General features: G+C 34.2%; 16 protein-coding genes. 8 read left to right on the forward strand and 8 right to left on the reverse strand.

Annotation, left to right across the window (positions count from 1 at the left end; all coding sequences use genetic code 11):
- Positions 1-10: 10 nt before the first annotated feature.
- The 7 genes from QZ136_RS09400 to ubiE form a co-directional block, all read right to left on the reverse strand.
- Positions 11-895, reverse strand: coding sequence for an NAD kinase (locus tag QZ136_RS09400; RefSeq protein WP_291402762.1), 885 nt, complete (start codon positions 893-895; stop codon positions 11-13).
- 9 nt (positions 896-904) lie between these two features.
- Entirely contained in the window at positions 905-1567 is a 663-nt protein-coding gene (locus QZ136_RS09405; RefSeq protein WP_291402764.1) for a CBS domain-containing protein, read from the reverse strand.
- A 9-nt stretch (positions 1568-1576) separates the two neighbouring features.
- A complete protein-coding gene (locus QZ136_RS09410; protein ID WP_291402766.1) occupies positions 1577-2335 on the reverse strand; it encodes an alpha/beta hydrolase in 759 nt (252 codons plus the stop codon).
- Between the two features lie 94 nt (positions 2336-2429).
- Complete coding sequence (locus QZ136_RS09415; RefSeq protein WP_291402768.1) at positions 2430-2882, reverse strand: GatB/YqeY domain-containing protein; 453 nt, start codon at positions 2880-2882, stop codon at positions 2430-2432.
- A gap of 117 nt (positions 2883-2999) precedes the next feature.
- On the reverse strand, positions 3000-3755 hold the full coding sequence (locus tag QZ136_RS09420; RefSeq protein WP_291402770.1) for an SDR family NAD(P)-dependent oxidoreductase: 756 nt from the start codon (positions 3753-3755) through the stop codon (positions 3000-3002).
- Between the two features lie 38 nt (positions 3756-3793).
- Entirely contained in the window at positions 3794-4531 is a 738-nt protein-coding gene (locus QZ136_RS09425; protein ID WP_291402771.1) for an outer membrane beta-barrel protein, read from the reverse strand.
- Entirely contained in the window at positions 4528-5259 is a 732-nt protein-coding gene (ubiE, locus tag QZ136_RS09430; RefSeq protein WP_291402773.1) for a bifunctional demethylmenaquinone methyltransferase/2-methoxy-6-polyprenyl-1,4-benzoquinol methylase UbiE, read from the reverse strand. The genes QZ136_RS09425 and ubiE overlap by 4 nt, the downstream gene beginning before the upstream one ends.
- Before the next feature lie 138 nt (positions 5260-5397).
- Here ubiE and yihA point away from each other — a divergent pair, with 138 nt between their 5' ends.
- From yihA to QZ136_RS09460, 6 genes are all read left to right on the forward strand, one after another.
- Positions 5398-6000, forward strand: a complete 603-nt coding sequence (gene yihA, locus QZ136_RS09435; RefSeq protein WP_291402775.1) for a ribosome biogenesis GTP-binding protein YihA/YsxC — start codon at positions 5398-5400, stop codon at positions 5998-6000.
- Between the two features lie 67 nt (positions 6001-6067).
- A complete protein-coding gene (locus tag QZ136_RS09440) occupies positions 6068-6928 on the forward strand; it encodes a 4-hydroxybenzoate octaprenyltransferase (RefSeq protein WP_291402777.1) in 861 nt (286 codons plus the stop codon).
- 1 nt (position 6929) lies between these two features.
- Complete coding sequence (locus QZ136_RS09445; RefSeq protein WP_291402779.1) at positions 6930-8645, forward strand: M3 family oligoendopeptidase; 1716 nt, start codon at positions 6930-6932, stop codon at positions 8643-8645.
- A gap of 113 nt (positions 8646-8758) precedes the next feature.
- Positions 8759-10471, forward strand: a complete 1713-nt coding sequence (locus QZ136_RS09450; RefSeq protein ID WP_291402781.1) for an amino acid permease — start codon at positions 8759-8761, stop codon at positions 10469-10471.
- Positions 10472-10643: 172 nt separating this feature from the next.
- On the forward strand, positions 10644-13427 hold the full coding sequence (locus QZ136_RS09455; RefSeq protein ID WP_291402783.1) for an outer membrane beta-barrel family protein: 2784 nt from the start codon (positions 10644-10646) through the stop codon (positions 13425-13427).
- Positions 13428-13430: 3 nt separating this feature from the next.
- Positions 13431-14213: a GLPGLI family protein gene (locus QZ136_RS09460; RefSeq protein ID WP_291402785.1), complete on the forward strand. Its 783-nt coding sequence runs from the start codon at positions 13431-13433 to the stop codon at positions 14211-14213.
- 82 nt (positions 14214-14295) lie between these two features.
- Here the strand turns inward: QZ136_RS09460 and QZ136_RS09465 are convergent, their stop codons facing one another.
- Positions 14296-16236: a KUP/HAK/KT family potassium transporter gene (locus QZ136_RS09465; RefSeq protein WP_291402787.1), complete on the reverse strand. Its 1941-nt coding sequence runs from the start codon at positions 16234-16236 to the stop codon at positions 14296-14298.
- Positions 16237-16452: 216 nt separating this feature from the next.
- On the opposite strand from QZ136_RS09465, the gene QZ136_RS09470 reads away from it, so the two are divergent.
- Both QZ136_RS09470 and QZ136_RS09475 read left to right on the forward strand, forming a co-directional pair.
- Positions 16453-16992 (forward strand): T9SS type A sorting domain-containing protein, encoded by a 540-nt coding sequence (locus QZ136_RS09470; protein WP_291402789.1) that lies wholly within the window; start codon positions 16453-16455, stop codon positions 16990-16992.
- Between the two features lie 43 nt (positions 16993-17035).
- A complete protein-coding gene (locus QZ136_RS09475; protein ID WP_291402791.1) occupies positions 17036-17647 on the forward strand; it encodes a fumarylacetoacetate hydrolase family protein in 612 nt (203 codons plus the stop codon).
- Positions 17648-17656: the final 9 nt, after the last annotated feature.

Genomic DNA, 17656 nt, shown 5'->3' on the forward strand with positions numbered 1-17656 from the left:
CAAGCTAGCATTAGTAATTTCTGGTATCAATTCCCCAAAGTAATTTATTCCTTAACGTAGATAAATAATTTTCATTATTTAGCCTAATTAAATTGATTCCAAAGTCGGCCTTTCTTACACTAACTTTTATAGAAGTATCAATTACTTCAGTTCTAGAATCACATGTAAGTAGATATTTAGAACTTCTACCTTCTATTTCAAAGGAAAGCACATTAGTATCCGATAAAACAATTGGTCTAACATTAAGATTATGTGGCGAAATTGGGGTCACCACCATATTGCCAGATCTAGGAAAAACAATTGGTCCGCCACAACTTAAAGAATAGGCAGTAGAGCCCGTTGGAGTTGCCACAATTAGTCCATCTGCCCAGTAGGAGTTTAAAAAATCACCATTCAAATAGGCATGTACAATCATCATTGCAGAAGTATCTCGCTTATGAATAGTAACATCATTTAATGCGAAATTTTCATTGCCAAATAAATTGAGTTCCGATTCAATGCAAAGCTGTACACGTTTGTCTAATGTAAACTCCTTGTTTATCAAACTTTTAATCGCAGAAGCGATTTCATCTTTGTTGATACTCGCCAAAAAGCCTAATCTGCCAAAATTAATACCAATTACAGGAATATTTGAATCACGAATGAGAGTAACTGTATCGAGTAATGTACCATCACCACCGAGACTAATCATAACATCGACTTTAGATGAAATAAGATCTTGATAATTTTGATACAGGTGAAGTTTTTGGGCTGAATGTATTTTACCTGTGATAAACTGATTGTATTTATCATGTACATAGACTTCAATATCATTATCTGCTAGGATATTGAAAATCTGTTGAACATGTGGTAAAACAGTGTTATTGAATTGCCTGCCGTAAATTGCAATCTTCATATTGAATTATTAAATATCGAGGTAATTCATTAACTGATCATACCTATCGGATGTACCATCGTGAGATTTGATATCGTTAAAAGTAGCCTTAACCACATAATTATACCTTAAAAAAGAAGCGATAATAGATGATATTTCAGTCCTATTCAGCTTTAGAGTAATTTCAAGCCTTGTAGAATCAGGGAATGACTCAACAAAAGAACTTAAAATTTGGGCATTATCAGATTCTACAATTTGGGCAATATGAGATAATGAATTGTTTCTATTATCAACCTCAAGTACAATTATTCCCCCGGGCTCCTTTGCAGAAGTAAGGGTAGCGAAATGCTCTATGATTGTATTGATAGATATTACTCCTTTGTAATTTTTATTCGCATCAAGAACAGGCAATAAACTTAATTTTTGTTCATAAAAAAGGCGAATTACATCATAAATATGCTGCTCTTCATATACAAAGGGACTGTAAAGAGACAAACTAAGCGCAGCTACAGGAAGAGCATGATCATGAACTTCAAGGATATCATGATCAGATACAAGACCCATATATTGCTTATTATCAACTATAGGCATATGGTTTACACGAAACTCGGCCATCTTATCAATAAGGTTCTGAATAGAATCAGAAGACCTTACTGGTGTAATAGCTACAGATATGAGTTCGTGAGCATACATAGTATTAATTTAATAAATACGATCCAAAAACTTTTTTAAGTACGCATTAAATTCAATTGGTCTTTCCATCATAGGAGCATGACCGCATTTTTCAACCCAATTTAGTTCTGAATCAGGCAAAAGTTGATTAAATTCTACCGCCACTTCCGGTGGTGTAATTCTATCGTCTTTACCCCAAATTAAACAGACTGGGACTTTAATTTTGTGAATATCATTAGACATATTATGTCTAATCGCTGATTTGGCCATAGCCAAAATCTTAATTACTTTAATCCTATCATTTACCGTTTTATAAACTTCATCAACAAGTTCCTTTGTTGCAATTGCCGGATCATAAAAGGTAAATTCAACTTTGCTTTTAATAAAATCATAATCCTCTCTTTTTGGAAAAGATCCGCCAAAAGCATTCTCGTACAAACCTGAGCTTCCTGTTAAAACCAAAGATTTTACCTCTTCTGGATGATTTAAGGTATAAATTAAACCTACATGTCCTCCCAATGAATTACCTAAAACGGTGATATTCTTTAGTTTTTTATATTTTACAAATTTATGAACAAATTTTGCCAGCGATTTAACCCCTGTGCTTATAAGTGGTAAGTCATACAATGGTAATAATGGAATAATTACGCGGTAATCTTTCTTAAATTCATTAACCACATCGGTCCAATTGCTAAGTGCACCCATCAAACCATGAAGTAGTATTAGCACTTCGCCCTCACCCTCATCAATATATTTAAACCCGTTTTCTTCTTTTATCGAGAATTCCATAGAATTATTAAGTACATGTTTGATGCTAAGATATAAGTCTATATCTTAATTTTGCATAAAATTAAATTTTATACTAAAAACAGATTTAATTTAATTAATTACCTAATAGTTCTTTTACAACTTCAGAAATTGTTTTTCCGTCTGCTTTACCTGCTAATTCCTTGTTAACCAAGCCCATTACCCTGCCCATATCCTTCATACTTGTAGCTCCTGTACGGGTTACAACCTCCTTAATATAGAAAATTATAGCATCACGATCCATTTGCTTTGGAAGGTAGGCCTCAATGACCTGCAATTCCTCATTTTCGATTTCAAAGAGATCGGGACGATTTTGCGCTTGATAAATATCTGCCGACTCCTTACGTTGCTTTACAAGCTTTTGAAGAACTTTAATTTCCATTTCTTCAGAAACCCCTTCTTCTGCACCTTTTTCTGTTTTTGCAAGCAATAAGGCCGCTTTAATGGCTCTTAATCCACGAAGCTTAGCACTGTCCTTATTCAGCATCGCTGCCTTTATATCTTGATCAATTGTTTGTTGAAGAGACATTAAATAAATGATTTAATAATTGGTTAGTTTTTTTTCAAAATTACACAATCCTATTTACATGACTACATAATATACAAATTTACCGATATTATTGTAGTATAAATGTAAAATCGGTTATTATTCCCTCAATAGATGTGCTGTATTAGCTTGTGCTGTAGGCATAACCAGCATATCGTTGATATTTACATGTGGTGGCCTAGAGGCTACAAACCAAATCGTTTCTGCTATATCTTGCGCATGAAGGGGTTCAAAACCTTCATAAACCTTCTTTGCACGTTCTTTATCGCCATGGAACCTAACTTCAGAAAACTCAGTCTCAACTGCTCCAGGATGAATTGCTGTTACCTTAATTTTGTAAGGTAAAAGGTCTATACGCATAGCCTTATTCAATGAATCAACCGCATGCTTAGTTGCACAATAAACATTACCATTTTGATAAGTCTCTTTACCTGCAATTGACCCAATATTAATGATATGCCCCGATCCATTTTTTATCATCCAATTAGAAACTATTTTGGTGACGAATAATAATCCCTTAATATTAGTATCTATCATTATCTCCCAATCTCTTGTGCTTCCTGAATTAATTGGATCTAAACCTTGGGATAAACCGGCATTATTGATCAAAACATCTACTTTTTTCCAATCATCCGTTAAGCTTTCAAGCTTAGCTACATCTTCCTTAATTTGAACATCCATGGTAATGGTATTTACACGGATTCCAAATTCGGACACTAACTGCCTAGCTAATGCGTCTAAACGCTCAGTTCTTCTTCCCGTGAGAATAAGATCATATTTTTTATCGGCAAAAAGACGAGCACAAGCCTCGCCGATTCCAGCAGTTGCACCAGTGATTAAAGCTATTTTTGACATAATATTTAAAATTCTAAATTAACAATTTCCATCAAAAGCTATTCAAAAAACAAACTGAACTGAATATTTCTTATAAAAAGCTTATCAATGGGAGCAACATATGGGTTCGCCAATCTATCTGAGTCCAATAAAACACTTTTCCTTGTCTGAGAGAATTTTATTTCAGGCGACATTTTAAAGAATTCAAAATATAAATCAAAGCCGATACCTACTTCGTACCAAAGATTATTTTTAGTGTTTTTCAGAAATTTTGCTTCAGCAATTAAGTTGGAGTCATCTCTTTTCTTTTTAGAGATAATATCTAAACTGTACTTAGCCCCACCAATTACGTAGGCTCTAAAATTTCTTCTACGGTCGGATTTTAATTTTATACCCAAGGGAAGGTCAATCATTGTGCCCTGAACAATACGCTGAGTAGAAAAATCAGAGTTTTCATACTCATAATTTACAACAGCATCCGAAAAAATCATTCCTGGAGTAAATCGTAAATTCGCATTTGTACCTAATTTAAGATCAGAAACAAAGCCTAAACCAAAGCCCTGTGTGGGGGTAGAGCTTAAGCTAACAAGGGGACTAGCAATTAATGGATTTACAGGATTGGGTAATAGATCTCGCCATTCAGATAACTTCTGAATTTTAAACTCAGATGATACATATTTAAAATGGAATCCAAAATTCACTCTTTGTAAATCTACTCCCCCTCCATATGCTTCTTGGGCAGATAATTTAAAAGACGAAAGAAAGAAAAAAAACAGAAAAAGTACCTTTATTTTCATTTAACACCCGTATAAATTGAACAGATACCAAACGTTAAAGGACGAAATTTGGTATTTTGATAGCCAACTTTCTGCATGAGCATATTGAAATTTTCTCCATCTGGAAAGGATGCTACCGATTCTGGAAGATAAGTATATGCGCTGCTATCTTTGGAAAAAATCCGCCCAATAGTTGGCGTAACATATTTAAAATAGAAATTATAGGCCTGCTTCACCGGAAAAACCTTGGGTTTTGAGAATTCAAGAATTACTACTTTACCTCCCGGCTTCAATACCCGTAGCATATCGCTTAAGCCCTTTTCTAAATTTTCAAAATTTCGAACTCCAAAAGCAACTGTCACCGCATCAAAAGTATCATTATCAAATAATAACTTCTCAGAATCGCCTAAACGAACCTCAAACTTTTCATGCATTTTACGCTTTTTGATTTTATCTCTAGCGATACTGAGCATGCCATCCGAAATATCAACCCCAATTATTTTTTCAGGATTAAGTGTTTTTATTGCCTCAAAAGCCAAATCACCAGTCCCCGTAGCTACATCAAGAATCAATGCAGGTTTGTTTGTTAAAAGCTCTTTAATGGCTATTTTTCTCCAGATCATATCGATTCCTAGAGACAAAAAATGGTTCAGAAAATCATAAGTTCCTGAAATATTATTGAACATGCTTGCTACTTGCTCTTTTTTAGTAGCATCAGAATCCTGATAAGGCCGTACAGTTTTAGACATGCACAAAGATAATGGATTCAAGCTTGAGATAATAAAGCTATTATACCTTTTCGGAAGAAAACAAATAAAAATGACCTGCAAACGATTGAATTACAGCTTCAGACTTTAAACATTGCTTCATTATTCTAACTTTGCACTATGATCATAAAAAGCGCAGAATTTCAATGCAGTAATACTAGGACAGATAAGTTACCACCTCCTGAATTACCGGAATATGCCTTTATTGGCCGCTCAAACGTAGGAAAATCTTCCCTAATAAATATGCTTGTCCAGAAAAAAGGCCTTGCAAAAACATCCCAAACACCCGGCAAAACGCAATTAATTAATCATTTTTTAATTAACGATAATTGGCAATTAGTCGATCTTCCGGGATATGGTTATGCAAAAACCTCTAGAAGTAATCGTGGTGAATGGCAAAAATTCATAAGTTATTACCTCAGAAACAGAGAAAATTTGCAATGCGTATTTGTTTTGGTTGATAGCCGACTAGATCCTCAAAAAATTGATATTGAATTTTGTTCTTGGCTTGGCGAGAATGGATTACCTTTTCAGATAATTTTTACAAAATCCGACAAGCAATCCAAAGTTAAGACAGATCAAAGTGTAGCAAAATTCAGAAAATCACTCTTAGAGATATTTGAAGAGGTTCCTACACACTATGTCACTTCCTCAGAAACTCAACAAGGACGTGATGAAATATTAAGTTTTATTAGCGATTTAAATAAGTCCTTTACCCGTTAAAAGCTTTAAAAAGCCCAAATCAATTCATTAATTTTGCCTTCCAGATCAATTAAACACTGAATTGTTGATGAAAAAATATTTTTCTTTAGTATTGTTTGCACATACCATTTTTGCGATGCCATTTGCATTTATTGGGTTTTTTCTTGCTATTTCTAGTACTGAGCAGGAATTTAACTGGTTAAAACTCCTTTTGATGGTATTATGCATGGTTTTTGCACGAAATGCAGCCATGGCTTATAATCGCTACTTGGATAAAGACATTGATGCTCAAAATCCTAGAACTGCTATTCGCGATATCCCATCTGGAAAAATTAAACCAAATGAAGCCCTGATTTTTACCATTATTAATAGCATACTTTTTATTCTTACAACACTATTCATAAACAAAATCTGCTTTTATTTGTCGCCCGTAGCACTTGCAGTAGTACTTGGCTATAGTTATACCAAACGATTTACACCATTATGCCACCTTGTATTAGGTTTAGGACTCGCACTGGCACCAATCGGAGCTTATTTAGTTGTTGCAGGCGAATTTGCTATGCTACCCATTTATTTTTCTCTTGCAGTTTTGTGTTGGGTAAGTGGGTTTGACATCATTTATGCACTTCAGGATGAGGAGTTTGACCGTAAAAATAATCTAAACTCCATCCCCGCATGGCTAGGCAAAGAAAAAGCCTTAAAGGTCTCATCTATTCTTCATGTTCTTGCGGTTGTATTTGTAGCCCTACCCTATTTCAATTCAAATTTATCATGGTTTTACCTTGCTGGAGTATTGTTTTTTGCCCTTTTATTAATTTATCAACACAGCTTGGTTAAACCTAACGACCTTTCGAAAGTAGACCGTGCATTTTTTACAAGCAATGGCATTGCATCTGTGATTTTTGCAAGCTTCTTTTTATTAGACACTTACCTTCGTAATCAATTTTAATATGAACGATCTAAAGATTTCCAAAAAAACAAGAAACTATATCCCTGATGGCCTAACAATTGATTGGGATAGTCTTGAACCCATATTCAATGAATTACAGACAAGAAATATCCAGTCTGTAACCGAGCTTGAGCAATGGCTATTAGACCGGAGTGAACTTGAGGCAGCTTTAGAAGAAGATTTTGCTTGGAGGTACATCCGCATGACCTGCGATACAACCGATGAAAAACTATTAAATGATTTCCAATACTTTGCAACTGAAATTGAGCCTAAAATTGCTCCAATTAACAATGAGTTGAATAAGAAATTCATTAATTGCGCGCATACTGCCGAATTAGATCAAAAAAAGTACTTTGTTTATACTCGTGGGATAAAAAAAGCCCTTGAATTATTTAGGGAGGAAAACATTCCCCTTCTGACACAAATCCAAGTAGAGCAGCAAAAATATCAAGGAATTACGGGCTCCATGTCTGTAACACTTAATAATCAAGAGTACACATTAGAACAAGCTGCTGTTTTCTTAAAAGATACGGATAGATCGGTGCGACAATCGGCATGGGAGGCCATTACAGCCCGCAGGTTGAAAGATAAGGTCCAATTGGATGAATTATTCAACAGTTTACTAAAGCTGCGTCACCAAGTCGCGCTCAATGCTGGCTTCGAAAATTTTAGAGATTATATGTTTCAGGCTTTAGGCCGCTTCGATTATAATCCCAAAGATTGCTTTAATTTTCATGAAGCTATTGAAAAAGAAATTGTTCCAATTTTAAAGGAGCAAGCTGAAAATCGGCGACAAGCCTTAGGATTAAGCAGCTTAAAGCCTTGGGATATGGAGGTTGACACATCCGGTAAGGCTGCTCTAAAACCATTTAAAAATGGCGATGAACTGATTGATAAATCAATTAAATGTTTCCAAGGATTGAGTCAATATATTGGCGAAAGACTCGAAATAATGAAAGCAAATGGCTTTTTCGATGTAGATAGCCGTAAAGGAAAAGCACCAGGTGGATATAATTATCCATTGGCAGAAAGTGGAGCTCCTTTTATTTTCATGAATTCTGCAGGTACTTTCCGCGATTTAACCACCATGGTGCATGAGGGCGGCCATGCCATTCATACTTTTATAACTGCTGATCTTGAGTTAAATGATTTTAAACATACGCCTTCTGAGGTTGCAGAATTAGCTTCAATGAGTATGGAGTTAATCTCTATGGATAATTGGGATGTTTATTTCGAAAAGCCTGAGGATTTAAAAAGAGCAAAGAAAGATCAATTAAAAGATGTGTTAAAAACACTTCCTTGGGTTGCCGTGGTTGATCAGTTCCAGCATTGGATTTATACCCATCCAGAGCATAGTAATGAAGAACGCGAGCAAGCATGGACAAATATATTTGAAACCTTCGGCAAAAATTTTAGCGATTGGTCTGAACATCCCGAAGCTCTCGAAAACCTATGGCAAAAACAACTCCATATTTTTGAGGTCCCATTTTACTATATAGAATATGGAATCGCTCAACTTGGAGCTATTGCTGTTTGGAAAAACTATAAAGAAGATCCTGCTAAAGGACTTTCCATGTATTTAGATGCCTTAAAATTAGGTTATACCAAAACGATAAAAGAAATTTACGAAACTGCAGGAATTGAATTTAATTTTAGTGCAGATTATGTAAAAGAATTAGCCGATTTTGTAAAATCTGAGCTTAAAAAGTTAGAATAAAGATAAATCAAACAAAATAAAAGAAGAATCCATCAATCAATATTTCTCAGAATGTACATTCCAAAAAAATATTTTTTATGTTTGGTTCTCTAAACGAACAATTTCAATAAATTATGGCATTAAACCTGTTTCGCAAAAAATCTATTGAGCTAATCATGAGAGACCGTAAAGCCGGTTTTTCGGATGCAGAAACTGAAGCAGATGGATTAAAACGGGTTCTTAACGTAAAGGATCTTACTTTAATGGGTATTGCCGCTGTAATTGGGGCGGGAATTTTCTCTACAATTGGTAATGCGGCCTTTCAGGGCGGACCAGGAGTTAGTATTTTATTCATTGTTACGGCTATAACCTGTGGCTTTTCTGCGCTTTGCTATGCAGAGTTTGCATCTAGAATTCCGGTTGCTGGTAGTGCCTATACCTATGCTTATGCATCCTTCGGCGAACTTATTGCCTGGATTATTGGCTGGGATCTTTTAATGGAATATGCCATTGGAAATATCGCTGTAGCGATATCATGGAGTGAATATTTTACAAATTTACTTAAAGGATTTAACATTCATATTCCGGCCTACTTAACCATGGATTATTTGTCGGCTTCAAAAGCCCATGCAGAATTTGTGGCAGCGGGATCAAACCTCAGCGGGATGAGTGAAAAAGCAAGATTTGCGGTTCAAGCTTGGGCAGATGCTCCTGGTAGTGGAAGTTTTAAGTTCATCGCTGATATTCCTGCACTTGCCATTGTCTTTTTCATTACTTACCTCGTTTATATTGGAATCAAAGAGACTAAAAGAGCAACAAATGCCATGGTAATTCTTAAAGTAGGAGTTGTTATTGCTGTTATTCTATTAGGATTTTTCTATGTAAAACCTGCCAATTGGGATCCTTTTATGCCAAATGGATTTGCAGGTATGATGAAAGGTGTTTCTGGAGTATTTTTTGCCTATATCGGTTTCGATGCCATCTCAACCACAGCCGAAGAATGTAAAAACCCACAACGCGATCTTCCAAAAGGGATGATTTACTCCCTCATTATCTGTACAGTACTCTATATCCTAGTGGCATTAGTCTTAACAGGAATGGTAAGTTATAAAGAATTGCAAGTGGAAGATCCATTAGCTTTTGTATTCCAAAATGTAGGTCTAGAAAACATCAGTTATATCATTTCCATTAGCGCAGTTATTGCTACAGCGAGTGTATTGTTGATTTTCCAAATGGGGCAACCTCGTATCTGGATGGCAATGAGTCGCGATGGTTTATTACCTAAAAAATTCTCAAGCATTCACCCAAAATATAAAACACCTTGGTTTGCAACACTTGTAACCGGTGCCGTTGTGGCTATTCCAGCCTTGTTTATGAATTTAACAGAGGTAACTGATTTAACTAGCATTGGAACCCTATTTGCCTTTGTTTTGGTATGTGCAGGGGTGCTTTTACTTCCCAAAGAAGATGCCGAAGAATCAAAGCATAAACGTTTCAGAATTCCTTATATTAATTCAAAATTAATAGTCCCAGCCTTATTTATTGCGCTATTCATTACCTTTAGAAATGATATTTTTGCCTTATTTGAATATAATGGTGATTGGCATGTTTACAAAGATAAACTACCTTATTTCTTATTCATTCTGGCAGCAATAATCATGTCTGTGCTGTCATTTACTAAAAACTTATCTCTAATTCCTGTTTTGGGGATGTTAAGTTGCTTATATCTCATGACAGAATTAGGTTATACCAATTGGCTGAGATTTTTATTGTGGCTGGGATTAGGATTGGTAATTTACTTCTCTTACTCTTACCATAAAAGCAATCTGAATAAAAAAGAGGTTTAATTATTGATAATTTACTAAAGAAAAAAGACGATTCCGTATTGGAGATCGTCTTTTTTGTTTTAGCATCGAGCTTCAGAATAATTAAATAGTGTATCTTTAACAGATACAATTTTAAATACATTTAACTTAATAAAAATATAATTTCTTTTAAAATAATTTTACAATCCCTTGCATGAAAAAAATTACTTTCGCAATACTTCTGTTTTTAACTTCCATATCCGCTTTTACCCAAAATAAGTACTCGATTAAAGGATCTGTCCTAGATACAGCTTCTGGAGTACCTTTGGTAAACACGAGTATTGCAGTTTTAAATGCTAAGGATTCTACACTTATAAAATTTGCACGTGCTACATCAAACGGCAGTTTTACTTTAAACAACCTTAAATCTGGACAGTTTATTCTTTTAGTAACTTATCCTGATTATGCAGATTATGTAGAAAGTTTTAAGTTAGACAGCATCAAACCTGAAAAAGATTTCGGTAAGCTAAAAATGATTTTGAAAGCCAGGCTTTTAGAAGAAGTAATTGTTAAAGGTAAAGCAGCGCAAATGACTATTAAAGGAGACACAACCGAATTTAATGCGGCAGCTTTCAATATTGAAGCTAACTCGAAGGTTGAAGACTTACTTAAGCAATTACCTGGAATACAAGTAGATAGAGATGGAAAGATTACCGCACACGGTCAGAAGATAAATAAGGTATTGGTTGATGGTGAAGAATTTTTTGGTGATGACCCTACCCTAGTTACGAAAAATATTCGTGGCGACATGGTAGATAAAGTGCAGTTATTTGATAAGAAAAGCGATCAAGCTACATTTACTGGAATAGATGATGGTGAACGTACTAAAACAATCAATATCAAATTAAAAGAAGGTAAAAATCAGGGATATTTTGGGAAAGTGGATGTTGGATCAGGAAGCGATAAATTTTATCAAGGGCAGGCAATGCTCAATGTTTTCAAAGAAAAACAGAAATTTTCTGCCTATGGCACACTTGCAAATACGGCAAAAACAGGATTAGGCTGGGAAGAAAATAGCAAATTGGGTAATCCAAACATACAGGTAACTGAGGGTGCAATTATGTTTACTTCTAGTGAAGATGATTTCCTCGAATCATTTGATGGAAGATTTAATGGGGAAGGAATTCCTGTAACACGTAGTGGCGGACTTCATTATGATAACAAATGGAAAGATGATAAATATTCAATCAACTTAAACTACAAAACTGGATCAATTAATATTTCGGGAGATAAAAATTCATTAAATCAAAATAACCTACCAACGGGCATTATCAATAATAATTCGAATCAAGATTTTGATAATTCTATGTTCAGGCAAAAACTGGATGCGATATTTACAGTAAAGCTAGATACCACTTCTGATTTAAAAATAACAATGGATGGCACCATAAAAAACAGTCAAACCAATAATAATTATCTTTCTTCAGGTTTTAGAGACAATGGCATATCAATCAATAATAGTAATAGGACATTAAGCAATGATACGGATCAAAAACTATTCAAAAGCAGTTTTTTATGGACTAAAAAACTAAAAAAGAAGGGACGTACCTTATCACTTTCGTTTGGTCAAAATTATGATGAAGACGATGCCACTGGCTTTTTATACTCCAAAAACAATTTCTTCAATAGTCTTGGCGCAATTGATAGCACTCAGATAGTCGACCAATACAAAACAAATTTCAGTAAAAACTCGGGCTTTAATTCTAATATTACTTACTCAGAACCACTTTCGAAATCATTATCTATTGTTTTTAATTATGGATTAAACTTAAACAATAGCATTTCGGATAGAAAATCGTTCAATAAATCACAAAATGGGAAATTTGATATTTTAGATACTGAATTTAGTAATGACTTTAAGCTCGATCAAAAATCTAATCTTGCAGGAGCAATCTTCAATTTAAAAAAGGGTAAAAGCATAGTCAATTTCGGCACTCGCTTAAGTGCTGTAGATTTTAAACAAACAGACCAAAGTACTGGAAACATTTTCCAACGAGATTTTATTAATTGGTTGCCCCAAGCATCTTTCAAACATAATTTTTCAAGCCAAAAATCTTTTGAACTTCGATATAATGGCTCAACAAATCAACCAACACTTAATCAAATACAGCCCATTAAGGTAAATACAGATCCATTAAATATAAGGATTGGTAATCCTAATTTAAAACCTTCATTTAGAAATAGTATTAACATAAATTACTATTCATACAAGGTACTTAGCGACCAATCAATTTTCATTAGCGGAAACTATTCCTTTATTAATCAAGATATTGTAAATAATACAATTACTGATGCTGCTGGAAAAAGTACATTTCAGGCAAGTAATTTGAAAGGTAAAAATCCTGGAAATTTAAGTTTATATGCAGATTACAATCAAAAAATTCCAGGGACAGAGTTTAATGTTGGAGTAAATTTAAATTCCAATTTTAACACTTATTTCAATTTTATTAATGATGTTTTAAATAAAACAAGATCCAATACTATCAATCCTGGACTTTCATTATCGAGACGAACCGAGAAAAAAATAGAGTTTTACTTTAATATTGGTCCAGAATATATTACCAATGAATCATCATTACAAAAACAAATTAATAATAGTGGTTGGGGTGCTAATTCATGGTTTGAGCTCACTGTTTTTTTGCCTAACAAATTCAAAATCAATTCTCACGCAGAATATAAGTATCAGCAAAAAACTCAAACCTTCACCCAAGACTTTAATCGCTTAATTTGGAATACAGATATTTCTAGAAGCTTTTTAAAAGATGAAAGTTTAAAATTAACGCTAAGTGCCAACGATTTATTGAATCAAAACACTGGATTTGACCGATTTGCAAATGGCAATATGTTTGGCCAGAATAGCTTTACCACAATAAAAAGATTTTTCATGTTTTCACTCTCCTATGATTTAAATCAAATGGGTGGTGGTTCTAAAAATTAAAAGATGATGAAAAAAAACACTCTATTTTCAATCCTTATTCTGATGCTAGTTCTAGCAAACTCAGTATTTGCTCAACATGCACGATTTACCACTGAAGGTTCAATAGAATTTGAAAAGAGCGTCAATATGCACGCTTTAATCAAAAAAAACATGAATAAGGATAATGAGTTTTATTATGTGCCTGCTTTTGAAGAATACAAAAAAACTCAAACTCAATTCAAGATTTTAAAAAGTACACTCGTCTTTAATAAAGACAAAACTCTATTTAGTCCTGAACCTGTAGATCTAAATACACGTACCTGGTTTAGTGACATTCCTGCATCAACTCAAAATAATATCATTTACACTGACCTTATTTCAGGTACCAGTATTGTTCAAAAAACTGTTTTTGAAGAGACTTTCTTGGTTTCAGATAGCACACGGAAAATTAACTGGAAAATCACTTCAGAAACACGCGAAATTGCAGGTTATAATTGCCGCAGAGCTAATGCAATAATTATGGATTCAATTTATGTTGTTGCTTTTTATACGGATGAAATTCCTGTATCTGGCGGACCAGAATCATTTACAGGACTGCCTGGAATGATTTTAGGGGTGGCTATGCCTTATGAAAATATAAGTTGGTTTGCTAAACAAGTATTTGATAAACCCATGGCAGCAAGTGCTATTATAGCACCCAAAAAAGGCAAACCTATTGATAATAAAGGACTTCTATCAACACTAAACAAAGTACTGAAAAGCTGGGGCACCTATGCCCAAAATTCACTGAAATCCTTTTTGCTTTAAATTTTATAAAATAGAAACTTATAAGATGTTTATAAATGCAAAAAGACGCTTTAAGCGTCTTTTTGCATTTGATACCAATAATTTAAGTCAATCGAGTTAACTCACTCGTATCTTGACTGGAAATCATTAAAGGTACTCTTTCAATAGTTACAAAGCTGATATCTAATCCAAATCCACGTTCTTCAGAAAGCGAGAACTTCTTTAAAATAAAATAATAATCCATTATAAACTTATCCCAAAAGCTCAACACATTTGATTTGGATAAGACTTTCTCTAGTACAACGAACCTGAAATCGCCAATAATTTTATATTTATTTAGAGAGGTATATTTACTTGTGATATCCACCTCGCCATTTTTAACGAGATCTTCAACCACTTTTCTAAACAATACATTTATCTGCTGCTCCACACGGAAACCTAGCTTAAAATCAATTCTAATGAGCTTATTTGGAATCAATGCCTCCACTTTATAATCTCTTGTAAAAGGCTCATCGGTAACATCAACGTGTACTATCCAATAAACATCCGCTCTTTTGGGCTGTTTCTGAAGAATAGAATACATTATTTTCGATTCTATTTCAGAATTAAAGTTTGAGCTAGTTAAGTAAACTAGTTGAGATGCATATTTAGGTACTGTTTCATCCTCACTCAATTCGGTAAGAATTGGGTAGTAGGAGTCAATCTCAACAAATTTCACGAAACGGTTTTTAATTTTCCTTGCTGAATACCAAGCCCACATCACAGAAAGCAATAATGAAGCTAACAGAAGTGTAAACCATCCTCCATGAAGGAATTTAGCCATATTAGCCACTAAAAATGCTAATTCAATTATTCCATAAATGGAAACAAAAATTACAATGAGGTAATTTGGAAACTTCTTACGATGGAGAAATGTTGCAACAAGTATAGTGGTCATTAAAAAGGTAAGATTTATGGCTAAACCATAAGCACCTTCCATATTTTGAGATTCGCGGAAGATTAAAACAACAATAATACATCCTATCCATAATAAAATATTGATGGAAGGAACATATAATTGACCCTTTTGATTACTAGGATAATTAATTTTAACCTTTGGCCATAGGTTAAGTCGTACAGCCTCAGAAATAAGGGTAAATGAACCGGAAATCATGGCCTGACTAGCGATAATCGCTGCAGCGGTAGCAATACTAATTCCGGCGATAAGGAACCATTCTGGCATAATGCTGAAAAATGGATTATCTCCAGGACTAAGCGTACTTCCCTGATGCTGCCATAGCCATACACCCTGACCGAAATAGTTCAAAAGCAGACATAGCTTAACATAAATCCAACTAATTCGAATATTGGGACGGCCACAATGACCTAAATCGGAATATAAAGCTTCTGCTCCTGTTGTACATAAAAATACAGCACCGAGAATAAATAAAGCACTTGGGTTAGTTGATAATAAAGCATAAGCATAATAGGGACTTACCGCTTTTAATATCTCAGGAAACTGAATAAGGTAGAAACTTCCTAAAACAGCCATCATGGTAAACCAAACGAACATAATGGGTCCGAATGCTTTTCCAACTATAAAAGTTCCAAACTGCTGTATTAAAAACAACAAGGAAATAATGGCGATAACAATAGGAACGGTTGGGATGTCTTTATAAAAAATTCGCAAACCCTCAATGGCTGCAGAAACAGTAATTGGTGGGGTAATCATGCCATCTGCCAGCAAAGCGGAACCTCCAATCATGGCCGGAATTACTAGCCATTTACCCTTTTTCTTAACCAAAGAATAAAGTGATAGAATACCTCCCTCACCTTTATTATCTGCACGTAATGTTATAATTACATATTTTATTGTGGTTTGCAGAGTTAATGTCCAAAATATACAAGACAAACCGCCTAAAATCAGGTCGGTAGTAATGATTCGATCAGAAATAATTGCTTTAAATACATATAATGGTGAGGTTCCAATATCACCATAAATAATACCTAAACTAATTAATAAACCTGCTGCAGATAGCTTGTGGAGATTTTTATTATTCGACACTACAATTCAATTTTGGGTACAAAAGTAATTTTTTTAAATAATTTTACAACTGTATGAATAATACATTGATTTTCAATCTTTTTTTTTATAATTTTAAAGGACTGTTAATTCTTTGGAAGAAACAGAATTATTACGTTAAAAATTGTTAAAAAAGGGCTAATTACTCGCAAAAAAGCTAAAAATGGATTACCTTTACACTTTCAAACATTCTTGCGTATGATAAACGTCTACTTGCGATCTTTTGTTGCATCAATTGTACTAAGCCTTATGCTTGGTATGAATGCTTATGCTAACAACTTTTCACAAGTTCCTAGACCAGATTCTACAAAAGTTAAACAAAAGGTATCCACAAAAATCACAGATACCCGACTTAACAAACCTGCTTACCTAAAAAATGGTGTAAAAGTTAATTTTATTCCATTTAAACCGGCTAAGGATAGCTTTTTTATGAACAATAAGTTCATGGGCACACCAAAAGCTAGCCTCAACGACAAGGTTTTAAATAATGTTAAGGTCTACCCCAACCCAATTTCTGATCAATTAAATTTAAGCTTTAATGTCAGCAAAGAGGCAACAGTGACCGTAAAAATCATGGATGTACTTGGAAATGAGATCACTACACTCCTTTCCGAACGTATCGCAGCTGGCGATCAAAATAAACCATTTCAAATTGCTTCGCGAATTACAAGTGGATTCTATTTCATACGCGTAAGTGTAGGCTCAGAAGTAATCACGAAAAGAATCTCTGTACTTTAATATTTTTTACCTTCTTTTTGCTCCGTATTTCTATATTCGCTGTATGAAAATAATTGCTATTGGTCGTAATTACGCCGAACATGCCAAAGAATTAAATAATCCTGTTCCAACAGTGCCGGTAATCTTCATGAAACCCGACACAGCAATTTTAAAGGATAATAAACCATTTTACCATCCTGAATTTTCAAGCGATATTCATCATGAAATTGAGCTTGTTCTAAAAATATCAAAAGAAGGTAAACACATTGCCGAAAAATTTGCAGGAAATTATTTCGAGGAAATTGGTCTAGGTATTGATTTTACTGCTCGTGATATTCAACAAAAGCATAAAGAAAAAGGACTACCTTGGGAACTAGCTAAAGCATTTGATCATTCTGCGCCTATTAGCAAATTTATTCCGAAATCAAATTTCAAAGACCTAAACCAATTAAATATCAGGCTCGACCTAAATGGCAAGACTGTCCAAAATGGGAATACTAGAGATTTACTTTTTTCGTATGAATATATCATTTCCTTTGTTTCTAAATATTTCACATTAAAAAAAGGCGACCTCATATTTACAGGAACTCCACAAGGTGTTGGGAAAGTTAATATCGGCGATCATTTGGCAGGTTATTTGGAAGATGAAAAATTATTGGATTTTGATATCCGATAAGATTAAATA

Source organism: Daejeonella sp., from assembly GCF_017495225.1.
In the GTDB taxonomy this organism is placed as follows: Bacteria; Bacteroidota; Bacteroidia; order Sphingobacteriales; family Sphingobacteriaceae; genus Daejeonella.